Origin of the sequence: Brevibacterium spongiae, assembly GCF_026168515.1 — a bacterium.
GTDB lineage: Bacteria > Actinomycetota > Actinomycetes > Actinomycetales > Brevibacteriaceae > Brevibacterium > Brevibacterium spongiae.
Genome location: NZ_CP093443.1, coordinates 3,796,243 through 3,811,545, shown reverse-complemented (window position 1 = coordinate 3,811,545; position 15,303 = coordinate 3,796,243). Strand labels below are relative to the sequence as shown.

The window sequence follows — 15,303 nt, the reverse complement described above, 5'->3', positions numbered from 1 at the left end:
CCGAATCTGTTCGGAGGGCTCGCCGACCCATCGGATTCTGCTCGCACGTGCTTTACGATGAAGGTATGACCAGCGGAGACAGTCGCTTCGACCTCGTCACCCTGGTGGTGCGTGCCCGTGAAGGCGACATCGCGTCCTTCGAAGCACTCGTCGACGAATACGAGCGCAGGCTTCTGCGTTTCGCTTGGCGGACGCTCGGTGACCGACAGGATGCCGAAGACGTCGTGCAGGACACGCTCGTCCAGGCGTGGAAGTCCCTCAACGCCCTTGCCGAACCGGCAGCTTTCGGGACGTGGATCTACCGGATGGCGTCGAATCGCTGCACCGATGTGCTGCGGCGTCGTTCGGCCAGACCCTCCGATGCCTCGGACCCCGAGGACTTAGGGCATCATTCGGATGCCTCGGACTCGGTCGAACGCTCCGTCGAAGCACGCACCGCTCTTGAGCATTTCACCGAAATCCTCCAGACACTGTCATCGGAACAGCGTGTAACGTGGGTGCTCCATCAGATGGAGGGTCTCAGCTATTCCGAGGTCGCTGAGACCCTGGGAATCAGCGAAGGCAGTGTACGCGGCCGCATCCACCGCGCCCGAGTCGCCATCGCCGAGGGGATGGAAGGTTGGGTATGAGCGACGAGACCGTCGCGGCGCCAGCAGGGGAGACGGACACCCACCTGCGCGCCGTCATCGACGAATACATGGGGTCCTTCGAGCCCGCCGCCGAGGACTCGGCAGGTCTGCGCGAGCGGATCCTCCAGATCGTCCGCGAAGACGCGGTGCTCGCCCCCTCGACGAGGCTGCTGAGCGAACGCGGCAACCCCTTCCAGATCACGACTGCCACGGTGCGCGGAATCGTCCGCCATGCCGTCGACGCCGTGGACGGCATCCGCGCCCGCAGCGTCTCCGTGAGCCCCGCCGGTGACCCGGAGGGAAGTGCTGCCGACGTGGCACTGACCGTGACGATGCGGGCCGGAGTCGAATTCGTTCCCACCGCCGAGGAGGTCCGCCGCATCATCGCCCGTGACCTCAGTGCGGAGTTGGGGATCCCCGCGAACAGAATCGACATCACCGCCGACGACGTCTTCCTCGACGACGACGGTGACGGCGGTGACGGCGGCGGAGACGGTGAAGGCGTTGACAAGGAGGCCGCGGATGACTGAGCCGAAGACAGGTACGGGGCCGGGCGCAGGTACCGCATCGAGCGCAGGTGCGCCGGGATTCGACGGAACCCGGGTCTCGGACCGACTCACCAAGTCCGTCACCGGCGTCGACGGGGTCACCGGTCTGGCACCCGGGCTGCGCGACAGGGTCGCCACCGCTGCCGCACGCGTGATGCGCCGACCCGCCGACGATCCACCCACCGTCGACGTCGATCGCACGTCCGGCGGCTGGAATGTGCGCGTCGACGCGCACCTCGATGACAGCCGGTCGGTGTCCGAGATCGTCGATGAGCTCTACGCAGTCATCGCCGTCGACCTGCAGGCCGCTGTCGACGGGCCCGTCGGAGACATCGACATCGACGTGCGCATCGTCAGCCGCGGCCGCTGAGGTCCGGGTGCGGCCAGGTACCCTTGCGGCCGAATGGCGTTGCGGCACACAAAAAGGCGAATAGCCCAGTTTCTACCCTGAGCTATTCGCCTTTTTGTGTGCCGTTTCGGTTCCTGTGCCGTGTCGGCGGGTGCTGCTCGGGCAGAAGTACGCTCTGCCCGAGACGATTCAGGCGGCCGTCTTCTTCGACCGTCCGGTGATGAGGCCCCAGATGATGAGTACGATCAGCGAACCGCCGATGGCGCACAGCCACGACGACAGCGAGAAGAACGCATCCATCTGGACGCCGAAGATCATGCCGCCGAGCCAACCGCCCAGCATTGCTCCGATGACGCCGAGGATGAGGGTGGCGATGATGCCGCCGCCCTGCTTGCCGGGCAGAATTGCCTTAGCGATGGCTCCGGCGATGAGTCCGAGGATGAGATATGCGATGAAACCCATGTTGCTCACGTCCTTTCTGAGACACTTGACTGGCCGGATTGCACGGTGCTGTTGACACTGTACAACTTGCGTATGCCGAAAGTGCCAACCTGTGTTGATTCTTTATGACATCGGTACAGACGCAGCCCGGACCGAATCCTCACGCAGAATCTCAGATCGATTTTTCGCCGTGCCGCAGGCGTGCGCCCACGGCAGGACTGACCGATTGCTTTGCTGCTCACCGCAGGACCGGCCGATCCTCGACCCGCGGTCGCCGGTCGCTGGGATGGCCCTGAATGGCCGCCTGCAGCCTGCGCATTAGACTGGAGACCATGACCGACAGCGCAGACACTCGCCGACAACTGCTCGACCTCATCGACGAACTTGCCGTGGTGCGCGGCAAAGTGACCCTCTCCTCCGGCAGAGAGGCCGACTACTACCTCGACCTGCGTCGGGTCACCCTCGACCACCGTTCGGCTCCGCTCATCGGTGACGTGGTGCTCGATCTGCTCGACTCCCACGACCTGCTGGACAAGGTCGACGCCGTCGGCGGCCTGACCATGGGCGCCGATCCCGTCGGCACAGCAGTCATGCACCGCTCCGTGGTCCGCGGCACCCCGGTCGACTCCTTCGTCGTCCGCAAGGAGGCGAAGAAACACGGAATGTCGCGTCGGGTCGAAGGCCCCGACGTCAAAGGCAAGCGCGTCGTCGCCGTGGAAGACACCTCGACGACGGGCGGATCCGTGCTCACCGCGGTCGAAGCACTCAAGGAAGCCGGCGCCGAGGTGGTCGCCGTGGCCGTGGTCATGGACCGTGACACCGGCGCCAAGGAACGGGTCGAAGCCACCGGCATCCCGTACCTCACCGCGCTGACGACGAAGGATCTCGGACTCGACTGAGGGCCGCCTCGGCGAAGTGGGGCTTGCGCTCCTCGGCGCAGTTGCGGTCCACCGATCACGACCTGGGACTCGACTGGCAATTCAGTCGAAATCGAGGATGTGGTTTGAAACATGTCTCTCATTTCAACACGATAGATGAGAAACTCCCTTAGTATCGCCTGATGTAACAGTAAGGAAGACGCGTGCTCACACTGAAAGAGGTTTCCCTGCGCAAGGGAAAGCGGACGTATCTGGACGAGGTGAGTTTCACCGCGAAAGCGGGCCGGATCACCGCGATCGTAGGAACCCGATCGGCGGGCCGCACCGAACTGGTGCGCGTCATCATGGGGCTCATCGCCGCTGACGAGGGCACCGTCGAACTCGAGGACTTCGAACTCGACTTCGGTGACCGGCAGAACTTCGGCTACCTGCCCGCCGAACGCGGCGGCTACCCGAACATGCGTGTGATCGATCAGATCGTCTACCTCGCCCGCCTGCACGGGATCACCCTGGGCGCGGCCGAACGCAATGCGCTGACTCTGCTCTCGCACCTCGAACTCGCCGACCGCGGCTACGCGCCCCTGAAGAACCTCTCCGGTGCCGAGATCGCGCGCGTCGACATCGCCGCGACGCTGGCCGCCGACCCGGACGTCGTCGTCCTCGACGACGCCTTCGCCGGACTCGATGCGGCCTCGCTGCGACTGGTGATGTCGCTGCTGCGAGCACACGCCTCCTCGGGGGTGCCGGTCATTCTGGCCACCGACGACTGGGAGGCCGCACAGACCTTCGCCGATGACGTCATCGTGCTCAGCCAGGGCAAGGTCACTGCGTCCGGCAGCGTGGAGAAGCTGCTCGGCACCCCGCGCTACCGAGTGGAGACCAGCGACGCCGAGGCGGCCGAGTCCGCCTTGAGATCCCGGACCGGAATCAATGATGTGAGCACGCCCCGCGGCGGGAACTCCGTCGTGAGCTTCCGCGCCGATGACGCGAAGACCGCCGCCGCAGCTGTGGCAGGGCTGAGCAATGTGAAGAACTTCGAAAGTGTCCGCCCGACACTGGCCGAGCAGTACAAGGAGGCTCTGTAATGGCGCGCAAGGACAAAGGTGCGAACGACGAGTCCCCGGAACCGCTCGTGTCGAAGGGCACTGCCGGTGAAGGCATCGACGATCTCGGCATCCCCGCTGATGACGATATCGAGGTGACCGAGGACGACACCACCGAGGTGGACGCCGACGATTCCGCGGATGGCGACGCGAAGGGGGCGGCCGCCTCGGCGAAGGGCAAGGAATCCGTGAAGGGGAAGGTGCCGGCGGAGGATTCGGAGGAATCCGCATCGACGGCCGGACTCGACGATGTTCCCTTCGAACTCGCCGAGGACACCCCCGACCCCGATGAGCTGCCGGAGACCGGGCTGGTCTCCGAATTCGTCGACGTCGGCAACCGCCAGGCCGCCTGGCTGGTGTCGAACCGCGAATCCACTTCGGCGATGCGCAGTCCCTACTTCCTCGTCACCGCCGCTGTGATCATCCTCGGTGTGCTGGCCGCGATCATCAGCGGCATCGTCGCCGATGCGCAGAAGGAATCGGGCACCCCGACCATGGCGATGGTGGGAGTCGGCGAGCAGGCCCAGATGTACGAACAGCAGCTGGGCGTGAAGATCACCGACGCCAAGGACACGCAGGCGGCCGAGAAGCTCGTGCGTGAGGGCAAGGTCGATGCGGCGTTCATCCAGGACCCCTCCGGTCAGGCCCAGCCGACGATCATCGCCCTCGACGAGCAGCCCGAAGCGCTCTTGGAGAAGCTGGCCCCGAAGACCGAGGCGACGCTGCTGAAGACCCCGGCCGTCGAAGGCACGGTGGCCACGCCTCTGCTGTGGGGCATGGTCGCCTTCGCCCTCCTCGTCGTCGCGACCTTGGGCACCGCGCTGTATCAGAATCTGCGCCTGGAGAAGCGCAACCGGATCACCGAGATCATCGCGGCCACGATCCCGCCGCGCTCGGCCGCTTCGGGACGGATCACGGGGATGCTGTCCCTGGTCGTCGTGCACCTCATTGTTGCCGCTGTCGTCGTCGAGCTCGGCCTCTCGCTGTCGGGCAAGACCTCCCTGGCCTTCGCCATGCTGCCGGGATTGGGCTGGTTCGCGCTCACTCTGCTGCTGACCGCATGGTCGGTCTTTGCGCTCCTCGTCTGGGCTTCGACGGTCGTCGGGTCCAAGGCGCGCACGACGTTCGTGACGATCGTCGGCATCATCACCGTCGCCGGTTTCTTCGCCCCGGTCATCATCGGAGCCTCGGGCACGACCGCGAAGGTGCTGTCCTGGACTCCGTTCACCTCCCCGCTGGGCATCGCCGGACGTTCGTTCGCCGGTCAGACCGAATGGTGGGAGGGACTTGTCGCCGCCGCCATCGCGCTGGTGGTCGCAGTCATCCTCCACGCCTTGGCTTCCGGCGCCTATGTGCGCTCGGTGCTCGCCGGAGGCGGACGCGGCGGCAAGACCGTGAAGATGAGCAAGCGGGCGCAGAAGGTCGGCGCCGGATCGGTGTCCGCGAAGAAGGACGACGCGGATGACGCGGGTGCGGGTTCGGATTCGGACTCGGACGATGCGGTTGCCGATTCGGACGATGCAGACGATTCGTCTGCGGGCGACGCGAAGTCCGCGGCCGCCTCGGCGAAACCCACAGCCGCCTCGGCGAAGGGCTCTGCCGCGAAGAAGTCGGCGGCAGCCGAGAAGTCTTCTGCCGCGAAGAAGTCGACTGGCGCCAAGGATGAGAAATCGCCTGCCGCCAAGGATGAGAAGGACGCGACGTCGGCGGATGATTCCCGCGACGACAAGTGACTGAGAACGCTCAGCCGCAGGTGGGGGTCGGTCCGTGGACCGGCCCCTGGCCTGTGGGGGAGCATTTCGATCCCGAGCTGCTGCGCGAAGGCGACCGGCGCAATGTCGTCGACCGGTACCGGTACTGGAAGCACGACGCGATCGTGGCCGACCTCGATGCCACCCGGCACGACTTCCACGTCGGGGTCGAGAACTGGCAGCACGATCTCAACATCGGCTCCGTGGTCCGCACCGCGAACGCCTTCAACGCTGCGGCCGTGCACATCGTCGGCAAGCGCCGCTGGAACCGGCGGGGCGCGATGGTCACCGACAAATACCAGCACGTCATCCACCACCCGAGCGTCGACGACCTGCTCAGCTGGTGCGCCGAGAACGATGTGCCGCTGCTGGGCATCGACAACTTCCCGGATTCGGTTCCGCTGGAGACCTACGATCTTCCGCGGCGCTGTCTGCTCCTGTTCGGCCAGGAAGGGCCGGGCCTGAGCGAGGAAGCGCACCAGGCGAGCCGGGACGTGCTCTCCATCGCGCAGTACGGCTCGACCCGCTCGATGAACGCCGCTGCCGCCGCAGCGATCACCATGCACTCGTGGGTGCGCCGCCACGTCTTCGACCAGCCCGTGGGCTGACGTGGCTTGACCTTGCCTCGTCGGGAAACCGGTGGCACGCCGCGTGACGCGGCACGCGGTTTCGCACGACTGTGGCGATTGTCCGGTCGATCCACAGCGTTCTGGGTGCTCAGAACGACTCGGATCGACCGGAGAATCAACGCCAACCGTTGAATGCTGCCGACCGTCGAGCCGTTGAACACTTCCGACAACGCGGAGCGGATGCGAAAGCGCCGAGGCGGCACGATCGGAATCGTGCCGCCGCGGCGCTTCTGTGCTGCCGGCCCACATCGCTCAGGTTCGCAGTGGAACCCGAGCGGCGGACGTGGCCTCAGGCGAGGTCGGCGGCGTGGGGTTCGATGAGCCCGCCCAGTTCGGCGAGTTCCGCGGTGAGGGAGTCGGCATCGTCGAAGGTGCGGGTCATGACCGTCAGGCGCTTGGCGTAGTGACCGATGGGGTATTCCATGGTCATGCCGATGCCGCCGTGCATCTGGATCGACTCCTGGCTGATGTTGCGGGCAGCCTGGTCGACGATGATCTTCGCGGCGATGACATCGCGGTGGCGATCCTTCTCCGCGCCGGGGACCTCGGAGGTCACGGCCAGACGCGAGTACAGAGCCATGCTGCGTGCGTATTCGAGCTCCGCATAGAGGTCCGCTGCGCGATGCTGGAGCGCCTGGTTGGCACCGATGGGCGCGCCGAACTGCTCACGCGTCTTCAGGTATTCGGCGGTCATCGTCATGGAGGCCTCGAGCGCACCGACGGCCTCAGCCATGATCGCGGCATTGCCGAGGTCGATGACTTCGGACAGGACGGCGTTGGCATCGGCCGCGTCAAGACGCTGTGCAGCGACGTTGTCGAGCTTGAGGTTCGCGCTGCCGAGGCCATCGGCCTGACGCTGAGCGACCCGGGACAGGCCTTCGGCGTCGGCGGCGACGAGGTAGAGACCGAGCTCTCCGCTCTGCGTGGCGGTGACGATGAAGTGATCGGCGACGTCTCCGCCGAGGACACTGGTCTTCTCACCGGTGAGGGTGAAGCTGCCATCGGATTCGGAGGCCTGGGTCTGCGGGGCATCGACGGCGTAGCGCAGTCCCGGCTCGAGAGAGGCAAGAGCGAGGAAGATCTGGCCTTCGGCCGCACCGGGCAGGATGGCCTGCTTCTGCTCCTCGCTGCCGGCGAGCAGCACTGAGTTCGCACCGAGAACCGCAGTGGCGAGGAAAGGTTCGAGCACGAGGGATCGACCGAACGCCTCGGCGACCACGGCCACCTCGCTGAAGGTCATGCCGGCGCCGCCGTAGGACTCGGGAATGGCAAGCCCGAGCAGTCCCATTTCGGCGAAGTCCTGCCACTTCTCACGGGAGATGCCCTCGTCGCTGCGAAGGATCTCTTCGCGCTTGGCGGTGTCGTACTCGCTGCGCAGGTACTTGTTGAGAGTGCTGGCGAGTTCTTGCTGAATGTCGTTGAGTTCAAGATCCATTGTTGTCCTCTTTGAGAGATCGTGTGAGCGTCGGTGCCTCAGAGACCGAGCAGTGCCTTCGAGATGATTCCGCGCTGCACCTCGGACGAACCGCCGTAGATGGTGACCTTGCGGGTGTTGAAGTAGGAGGGCAGAGCGTCGACTGCCGCCGCCGGCAGATCGGACAGGCCCTGGCCCTGGACACGGTCGGAGACGAAGTCGAGCCCCTGCGGACCGAGCACATCGACGAGGAGCTCGGAGATGTCCTCCTGCAGCTGGGAGCCCTTGAGCTTGAGCACCGAGGAACGCGGGTCCGGCTTATCCGAACCGGCCGCCTGGGTCGAGAGGATCCGCAGCTGGGTCATCTCGAGTGCTGTGAGTTCGGCTTCGATGCGTGTGAGCTTCGCGGAGAACAGCGGATCGTCGAGGAGGGTTCCACGAGCCGTCTTCGTCACCGCGGCGTAGGCCTTGGCGCGGGCGAGGTTGACCTTCGAGCCGCCGATGCGGGCGATTCCGGTGCGCTCGTTGCCGAGCAGGAACTTCGCGTAGGTCCAGCCCTTGTTCTCTTCACCGACGAGGTTCTCGACGGGGACCTCGACATTGTCGAAGAAGACTTCGTTGACCTCGTGGCCGCCGTCGATGAGCTGAATCGGACGCACCGTCACGCCGGGGGTCTTCATGTCGATGAGCAGGAAGGAGATGCCGGCCTGCTTCTTCACGTTCGGGTCGGTGCGAACGAGGTTGAACATCCAGTCGCCGTACTGTCCGAGTGTGGTCCAGGTCTTCTGGCCGTTGACGATGTACTTGTCACCGTCGCGCACGGCAGAGGTCTTCAGTGAGGCGAGGTCGGAACCGGCATCGGGTTCGGAGAAGCCCTGTGACCACCAGATGTCGATGTTCGCGGTGGCAGGAAGGAACCGCTCCTTGAGCTCCTGCGATCCGAAGGTGGCGATGACCGGGCCGACCATGGAGACGTTGAACGGAAGCGGCTGTGGCACGCATGCCAGCTGCATCTCCTCGAGCCAGATGTGCCGCTGCACCGGGGTCCAGTCCTGACCGCCCCATTCGACGGGCCAGTTCGGCACTGCGTAACCGTGTTTGTTGAGGATCTGCTGCGAGGTGACCATGTCGTCCTTGCTCAGCTCCTGGCCGGTGGCGACCTTGAAACGGAGCTCCTCGGGGATCTCCGTGCGGTAGAACTGACGCATCTGCTGCGCGAAATCGCGCTCTTCTGCACTCAGCAGGGTGTCCATACGAGCTCCTTATAGATCGTTCAGTAACTTATTTCCAATGGTACGGTCCGGTCTGCGGCGCCACAAGTGGGTGTCGACTGCGGAAGGTGCGTCAGGCCGCTGTACTCCCGGTGAATAGGAACGGCCCTGTGTTTGGCGTCCACGGCGGGCGGACCGCTGCGCGCGGATGTGAGTGGCAATCTATGGCCGCTGCGGCTGAGCAATGGCAGTGTTTGTTCGCCGAATCGGTAATACACGTGAAGTATTGCAGTTTTGTTATACCAGGTCATTTATTATGTTACAGAGTCTTAACATTGCGTACTTGGGAGGGTGCAAACTCCTGCTGCGGATTTAGTATCAGAGAAACACGGCGGCTCTCGAGTCGGCTCGTGGTCAATTTTCGCAACTACAGGTGAAGCATGGAAAAGCGAATTCCCCCTAGGTCGCTCGAAATGCAGTCTTAGAGAGAAGTGGACGGGATGATTGCCCTATCCCCAATCAACCGTGCTGCTGGTGAGATGACCTGCACGGATCCCCTCGAATCCGATGTCGGAATGACTCCCCAGGAGCAGGCGACCCCTGCACATGATGACGCGTCCCGGCGAAGCATCTGCACGATCGCTGCCCCGGCGCGAGGCATTTCGCGTTTTTCCAGAATCGGCGTCCGCAGCGAGGCTGTGGTGGAGACCTCAGCGCTCGATCGTTTCGTGATCAGACGGTGCTTTACTGCGAAAGACGGATCGTGTAGCAGTGATGCCTCGGGCACCTCGTCCGCGGCGAATGAAATCGTGCGCTCAGGTGAGACGGCATGACCTCGTCTGTGGCATCGCATTCTTCAGTTGTCGGTTCGGCTGTCGCGCGGCAGGCCGAGATTGCTGATATCGTCGCCATCCTCGCTGATCCGAGCACCGATGGAGTGCTGATCATCGGAGCGACGGGAATGGGAAAGACCACCGTCCTCAACGCGGTAGCGACGAACTTCGAGCCCGAAGTCCCCGTATTCCGATTCCGCGGCTCGAATCTGATCGCCAATAGGAGCCTCGGAATCTTCGAAATCCTCCTCACCACCGAAGGTGAGGCGGCCGACGAGATTTCACTGGGAGCCGCATTCTCCATCGTGACGCGGGTCTTCGCGCGTTCCGCAGGCGCGCACACACCGGTCATCGTCGTCGACAACGCTGATCGGGTGGATGAACAGTCCCTGTCGATCATTTCGCAGCTGGCGGCGGAAGGACGCATCAGGGTCCTGGCGGCCGCCGAAACAGTCCGCCGACCGGTAGACCTCCTGGCAGACCTGTGGGGTTCCGGCAAGGTCGTTCGCGTCGATCTGGAGAGTCTCGACGACTCAGCTGTCGCAGCCTTTGCCCGGGAAGCCGGCCATGAGGTCGACGAACACGCAATCGCCGACCTCAGCATGAGATCGCGAGGCAACCCTCGCCTGCTCAGCAGGCTCTTCGCCGACCGTGAGTCGACTCCGCTGGCACGCCGAAGTGCTGAAGACCGAGTCCTGTGGAACATCCTTCCGGCTCAGCGCCGAATCCTCGAACTCATCGCCATGATCGGGGCGCTTCCGTACGATGCTCTGCACGCTATGTGCGAGGTCGATCTGCTTGACAACCTCGTCGAGAGAGGAATTGTGGCCATCGGCAGAGACAGGTGCTCCGAAGTGTCGCTGGTCGAACCTGCCTTGGCCCTGGTCGTGCAAGACAGCGTCCCCTCTTCACGTTCACTGGAGCTGCTCCGGGAGGTCCTCCCGGTGTTGGACACTCTGACGCTCCAGGGCGCAGCCCTGTTCGGGAAAGTCAGCTGGATGCTGGAATGGGGAATCCACGTCGATCCGCAGACGACCTTCCGTGCTGCATCATGGGCCAACGGGCGAGGGGACTTCTCCGGCGCAGTGGGATTGCTGAGAGGATCGCATTCGGATATTCCGGAGCTCCAGCTCGAACTGGCGCGCGCGGAGTACGGGCGAGGCGACAACGTCGAAGCCGAGGTCATCCTCGACCGACTCATCTCCTCCTCGAATGACGGAGACAGCTCTGACGAGTATCTCTCACGCCTCGCTTGCCTCGAGCTGCGAGTCACCGATCCCCGCGAACCCCAGAGTCTGCGGACCGAGTGGGTCCGAGATCGCCTTGTCGACGCCGTGCACATCGGGCGGCTGGACGTCACCAGAGCTCAGTTCGAAATGCGGGGAGGTCGGTTCGACGCGGCACGGATCATCTCTGAGCGCGTCTTCCGCGATTTCAGCTGCCTGCCTCGCCACCGGCAGCGTGCCTGCGCGATTCTCGGGAGTGTGTCGGTCATACGAGGGCAGATAGAGCGTGGGCTCACCTATCTGATCCAAGCCGAAGCAATGCTCAATCTTCCTGACACGACAAGCTTCGAAGTCGAGGATTCGACTCCTCAGATCTTCGCCGGGCACTACCTCGCCGGCTCCTGGGACAGAGCCAGAGCGGCCTTGAAGTACGCGTCACCGCGGATGGACCTCTCCACAGCTGCGGCTCTCGTCGATCTCTGGACCGGGCACATCACGCGCGCTCACCAGAGCCTGGACAGAACACCGCAGGGGCGGGCCGAGGCAGGTCAGGATCAGTCACTCAGGCTCGCCGCGCTGCATCTGGCCGAGGGATACCTGCAGATGCGTGAGGCGTCGACTTCGCGTGCACCGAAGACAATGCCGGGAAGACGAACCTCGAGTCGAGGCGAAAGTCGGAGGCTAGGCCCCCGATCGGCCGGCAGAGTCCCCGGACCGATGCACGGTGTGCCGAATTCCGAATTCAACTGGCTGCAGGATTTCACAACGGACCTTCTCGAACTCCAGTCGTCTGCTCTGACGAATCCGCAGAAGACGGCCGAGGAGCTCTACGCGCTCGGCGCAGAAGCCGATGAGCTCGGTGCGCACACACTCACCGTCTATGCCTGGCTGGAGGCGAGTCGGCACGGCAGCCAGTCGGCACAGGTGGATCTCACCCGAGCCGCCGGCAGCGTCGACGGAGATCTGGGTCGCTTGGCGGCAGTCGTCGCACGAGCCTATGGCGACGCGGAGGACACAGCACTGACCGACGCTGCAGAAGCGGCACTGAGCTTCGGCGCGGTAGTGATCTCCGCCGATCTCGCGCGCACCGCACGCGACAGAGCAGTCCAGAAAGGGGATGCGGCCGGCGTCAAACGTGCCCGCGCACTCTTGGACTCCAGTCTGCGCACGATCACCTTTGATGCCGGCGGCGCCGATCTCTCTGCGATGCTCACGGATATTGAGAAGAAACTGGTGCTCGGCGTAGCCGGAGGCTCCAGCAATGCAGAACTCGGTGCTCAGCTCCATCTGTCGGTCCGAACCGTGGAATGGCACCTCGGTCGGATCTATCGACGGCTGCACGTCAGCGATCGCCAGGAACTCAAGCAGATCGCATGGAGGCTGGCATGACCGCACGAGTGAAGCTGCACCGCCCGCCGCTTCTGGGCCGGGAAGGAGAGCTGCGAGCCATCGAGCAGTCGTTGACCGACGCGGCTGTGGTCGGCATTCTCATCAACGGCGATGCCGGAATGGGCAAATCCCGTTTGGCCAGGGAGATCCATCGGCGGCGAGGCGGGCAGGAGACGTGGCTGCGTGCCGATCGAGTGCTGAGCGCGACACCGTTCGGCGTCTTCGCGATGATCGTCGACCTCGACGACCCTGTCGGTGTGCCCAGGCGAGTGATCGAAGCGCTGACCGAAGGCGTGCAGACTCCGACGGTGTACGTCGACAACGCCCACTATCTCGATGCTCGGAGCCTGCGTCTTCTCACACAGCTCGCCTCCGACGGCACGATTCGCATCGTGGCGATGACGCGCCACTCTGCAATCAGGACCTCGTGGCCGTTCGCCGAACTCGTCGACGAACAGGCCATGGCCCAGATCACTCTCGGCCCATTGGCCGCGAAAGATCTGCGCAACGCGATCGAATACAGCTTCGGCGGGATAGCTTCCCAAGCCGTTCTGGACATCATCGATTTCCACTCCGGGCGCAATCCCGGAAAACTGTTCGAGCTCATCGGATACTGCAAGCGGAAGAATCGACTGCTGCTCCGCAACGGTGTCGTCATACTCGACGGCCTCGACACCGACTTCGATGCTCGGGCGCGCGACTTCGCCCGGATCGATCTGGAGGAACATTCGGAGGACGAGCGGACCGCACTCGAACTCGTGGTCATGGCCGGCGAGATCGAAATCGAACTTATGCTCTCGCTCGGGCTCGGCGCGGCAGCAGACAGGCTCGTCGATCTCGGCGACCTGCGAATCATCAGCGACACCGGTCGTGTCTACGTCGCGCGTGAGCACCACGCATCCGAGACGGTTCGTGCGAGCATCCCCATCGGTCGCAGTCGGAAGTGGTACGGCATCGTCGCCGACTATCCGGACAGTCCGAACGCACGATCGCAGATGCTCAGGACCGAATGGGCTTTGGGCTCCGGGATCGATCTCGAGGAACGACAGATCATCGATGCGGCCATGACTGCCATCGAAGCAGCTGAATGGCATCGTGCCCTGCGGATCTTGGGCGATATTCCCACCGACGACCTGAGCGCGGCGGAGCTCTTCGAACTTGCCTACCTCTACTGCAACGTCGGGCAGGTCGAACTCGGGCTCGACCTGCTCGCACACTGCCTGCACAAGGCGTGCTGTCCCGGATTGGTGCTCACAGCCGCCGTGGTCTGGGGCAACCGGCAGACCACGCATCGTTCAGTGGCTCTCGAGGCAACGGACTTCATCGCCGCCTTCGACAGAATCGCCGCCCTCGAAGAGAAGTGCTGCGCCGAGGGCACATGCTCCGCGCACTCCGCGGAGCACAGCCAGGCGGCGAGATGGTTCTCAGCCGACGGCCTCAGCGCCGAAGCGGCAAAGGGCATGTTCCACACGATTCGATCCGTCGTCGGCTCCGGCAGTCTCCGTGACATGGGATCATTCGATGTGCGTCCCGACGGAGATCTGCTGCGCAGCCATGCTCTCGACAGCTCTCTTCCCGATATGTACCGAATGGCAGCAGGATTGGTCTCCAGCTCATTCGAACTGGAGAGAGGTCGGCCCGGAAAAGCCGCTGAGATGATCACGCTCGTGAAGCGCGAACTCCGTTCATTGGGAATGGGCGACATGATCCTGAGAATGCTCGACGCCCGCACCCAGCTTGAGCACGGAGATCTCGCTGCGGCTCGGCGGTCACTGCAGGTGCCGCGAACGAACGACATCGCCCAGCTTGCGGCGCGGAGTGGAGCCGGTGACATCATGGAAGCAGAGATCCTGTTGCGTGAGGGGGAGATCGAAGCGTCGCTGCGGTTCGCCCGTGCAGGTGTCGAAGCACTGGACTACTGGAATCAGTCGACTGCCCTCGCGACTGCGCTGGGACTTGCCCAGTACGTGGCCACGCTCAACGGGGAATCGCAGATGGCAGAAGAGTTCGATGTCCGCTTTCTGCGCCTCGTCCGTTCGAGTTTCCAGATGGAATTCAGACGAGCATCCGTGTATGCGCTCATTTCCCGTCGTCTGCGCAATTCCGATTCGGAAGCCGAAAAAGAGCTCAACCAGATGCTCGAGGACGCTGAGAGGCAAGAGGTATTCGGCCTAGCGGCTCATATTCGCTACCTGCTCTTCCGTCACTTCGGGGAGGCCGATGCCGAAGCGATGTGTCGACTTGCAGTGTTGGGCGAGGGACAGGATTTCCGATTCCTCGGGGCTGTGGGTACTGCGCTGCGGGAGAGGGACGCAACGAGTCTGCTGAAGATCGCCGAGGAGAAACGCGCGTCGGCACCTGACGTTTCCGCACGATGCGTGCAGTTGGCGAAGGAACGTCTCAAACATCGCGGCAGCGTGCCGGCGACGGTTGTCTCCTCCGAGCTGCCGATCGAACTGACGGAACGGGAACGGGAGATCTGCGGGCTCCTGGTCAAGGGGCGGTCGAACGCCGAGATCGCCGAGCAGCTCGGAGCCGCCGTTCGCACGGTAGAAGGGCACGCCTATCGCCTCTACCGAAAATTGGGGATCACTCGCCGGCACCAAGTCGCCGAGGCATTCGCGCGGTTGAATATCGACATCACCGGTAGAGCAAAGCAGAAGACCGAGAGCCCGTGAGCCGCGGCCCGACTCACTGTCAGAGCGCGAGCTGGGCACCCTGCATTTCGACCAGCGGCCACTGGAGAACAGCGGCCGAAGAAGGCAGAGATGCCTTCGCACATTGCTTTCGGTAAACCGCAAAGATCCCGGTAACCGGCCGGTCGACGGTGACTGCAAAGCTATTGTGAAAAGACATCGGGAACTCCCACTTCGAATTCCGAATCCAGACGCAACGGTCTGAT

General features: G+C 63.8%; 12 protein-coding genes. 9 read left to right on the top strand and 3 right to left on the bottom strand.

Annotation, left to right across the window (positions count from 1 at the left end; genetic code table 11):
* Nucleotides 1-65 precede the first annotated feature (65 nt).
* From L1F31_RS17090 to L1F31_RS17080, 3 genes are read left to right on the top strand one after another with little or no spacing between them, the layout of a single operon-like run.
* A complete protein-coding gene (locus L1F31_RS17090; RefSeq protein WP_265418420.1) occupies nt 66-629 on the top strand; it encodes an RNA polymerase sigma factor in 564 nt (187 codons plus the stop codon).
* Entirely contained in the window at nt 626-1,159 is a 534-nt protein-coding gene (locus tag L1F31_RS17085) for an Asp23/Gls24 family envelope stress response protein (RefSeq protein ID WP_265418419.1), read from the top strand. Before L1F31_RS17090 ends, L1F31_RS17085 begins: the two co-directional genes overlap by 4 nt.
* A complete protein-coding gene (locus L1F31_RS17080) occupies nt 1,152-1,547 on the top strand; it encodes a hypothetical protein (protein ID WP_265418418.1) in 396 nt (131 codons plus the stop codon). Before L1F31_RS17085 ends, L1F31_RS17080 begins: the two co-directional genes overlap by 8 nt.
* Nucleotides 1,548-1,715: 168 nt before the next feature.
* Here L1F31_RS17080 and L1F31_RS17075 read toward each other — a convergent pair whose 3' ends face one another.
* Nucleotides 1,716-1,988: a GlsB/YeaQ/YmgE family stress response membrane protein gene (locus tag L1F31_RS17075; RefSeq protein WP_265418417.1), complete on the bottom strand. Its 273-nt coding sequence runs from the start codon at nt 1,986-1,988 to the stop codon at nt 1,716-1,718.
* Between the two features lie 311 nt (nt 1,989-2,299).
* On the opposite strand from L1F31_RS17075, the gene pyrE reads away from it, so the two are divergent.
* The 4 genes from pyrE (at nt 2,300) to L1F31_RS17055 (ending at nt 6,307) form a co-directional block, all read left to right on the top strand.
* Entirely contained in the window at nt 2,300-2,866 is a 567-nt protein-coding gene (pyrE, locus tag L1F31_RS17070; RefSeq protein ID WP_265418416.1) for an orotate phosphoribosyltransferase, read from the top strand.
* Nucleotides 2,867-3,048: 182 nt separating this feature from the next.
* Nucleotides 3,049-3,930 carry an ABC transporter ATP-binding protein gene (locus L1F31_RS17065; RefSeq protein WP_265418415.1) on the top strand — a complete coding sequence of 294 codons (882 nt, stop codon included), beginning with the start codon at nt 3,049-3,051 and terminating at the stop codon, nt 3,928-3,930.
* Nucleotides 3,930-5,681: an ABC transporter permease gene (locus tag L1F31_RS17060; protein ID WP_265418414.1), complete on the top strand. Its 1,752-nt coding sequence runs from the start codon at nt 3,930-3,932 to the stop codon at nt 5,679-5,681. The genes L1F31_RS17065 and L1F31_RS17060 overlap by 1 nt, the downstream gene beginning before the upstream one ends.
* A complete protein-coding gene (locus L1F31_RS17055; protein WP_265418413.1) occupies nt 5,678-6,307 on the top strand; it encodes a TrmH family RNA methyltransferase in 630 nt (209 codons plus the stop codon). The genes L1F31_RS17060 and L1F31_RS17055 overlap by 4 nt, the downstream gene beginning before the upstream one ends.
* 310 nt (nt 6,308-6,617) lie before the next feature.
* On the opposite strand, the gene L1F31_RS17050 is transcribed toward L1F31_RS17055, so the two are convergent.
* The gene (locus tag L1F31_RS17050) at nt 6,618-7,763 is read right to left on the bottom strand and encodes an acyl-CoA dehydrogenase family protein (RefSeq protein WP_265418412.1); all 1,146 of its coding nucleotides are present in this window, start codon (nt 7,761-7,763) and stop codon (nt 6,618-6,620) included.
* Between the two features lie 38 nt (nt 7,764-7,801).
* Nucleotides 7,802-8,995, bottom strand: coding sequence for an acyl-CoA dehydrogenase family protein (locus tag L1F31_RS17045; protein WP_265418411.1), 1,194 nt, complete (start codon nt 8,993-8,995; stop codon nt 7,802-7,804).
* Between the two features lie 787 nt (nt 8,996-9,782).
* On the opposite strand from L1F31_RS17045, the gene L1F31_RS17040 reads away from it, so the two are divergent.
* On the top strand, nt 9,783-12,401 hold the full coding sequence (locus L1F31_RS17040; RefSeq protein ID WP_265418410.1) for an AAA family ATPase: 2,619 nt from the start codon (nt 9,783-9,785) through the stop codon (nt 12,399-12,401).
* On the top strand, nt 12,398-15,079 hold the full coding sequence (locus tag L1F31_RS18945) for a LuxR C-terminal-related transcriptional regulator (RefSeq protein WP_283255779.1): 2,682 nt from the start codon (nt 12,398-12,400) through the stop codon (nt 15,077-15,079). Before L1F31_RS17040 ends, L1F31_RS18945 begins: the two co-directional genes overlap by 4 nt.
* Nucleotides 15,080-15,303 lie beyond the last annotated feature (224 nt).

Excerpts from the sequence above, each read along its gene's own strand:
- L1F31_RS17090 (WP_265418420.1), top strand. The coding sequence starts at position 66 with ATGACCAGCGGAGACAGTCGCTTCGACCTCGTCACCCTGGTGGTGCGT.
- L1F31_RS17080 (WP_265418418.1), top strand. The coding sequence starts at position 1,152 with ATGACTGAGCCGAAGACAGGTACGGGGCCGGGCGCAGGTACCGCATCG.
- L1F31_RS18945 (WP_283255779.1), top strand. The coding sequence starts at position 12,398 with ATGACCGCACGAGTGAAGCTGCACCGCCCGCCGCTTCTGGGCCGGGAA.
- L1F31_RS17040 (WP_265418410.1), top strand. The coding sequence starts at position 9,783 with ATGACCTCGTCTGTGGCATCGCATTCTTCAGTTGTCGGTTCGGCTGTC.
- L1F31_RS17050 (WP_265418412.1), bottom strand. The coding sequence starts at position 7,763 with ATGGATCTTGAACTCAACGACATTCAGCAAGAACTCGCCAGCACTCTC.
- L1F31_RS17045 (WP_265418411.1), bottom strand. The coding sequence starts at position 8,995 with ATGGACACCCTGCTGAGTGCAGAAGAGCGCGATTTCGCGCAGCAGATG.
- L1F31_RS17075 (WP_265418417.1), bottom strand. The coding sequence starts at position 1,988 with ATGGGTTTCATCGCATATCTCATCCTCGGACTCATCGCCGGAGCCATC.
- L1F31_RS17085 (WP_265418419.1), top strand. The coding sequence starts at position 626 with ATGAGCGACGAGACCGTCGCGGCGCCAGCAGGGGAGACGGACACCCAC.
- L1F31_RS17060 (WP_265418414.1), top strand. The coding sequence starts at position 3,930 with ATGGCGCGCAAGGACAAAGGTGCGAACGACGAGTCCCCGGAACCGCTC.
- pyrE (WP_265418416.1), top strand. The coding sequence starts at position 2,300 with ATGACCGACAGCGCAGACACTCGCCGACAACTGCTCGACCTCATCGAC.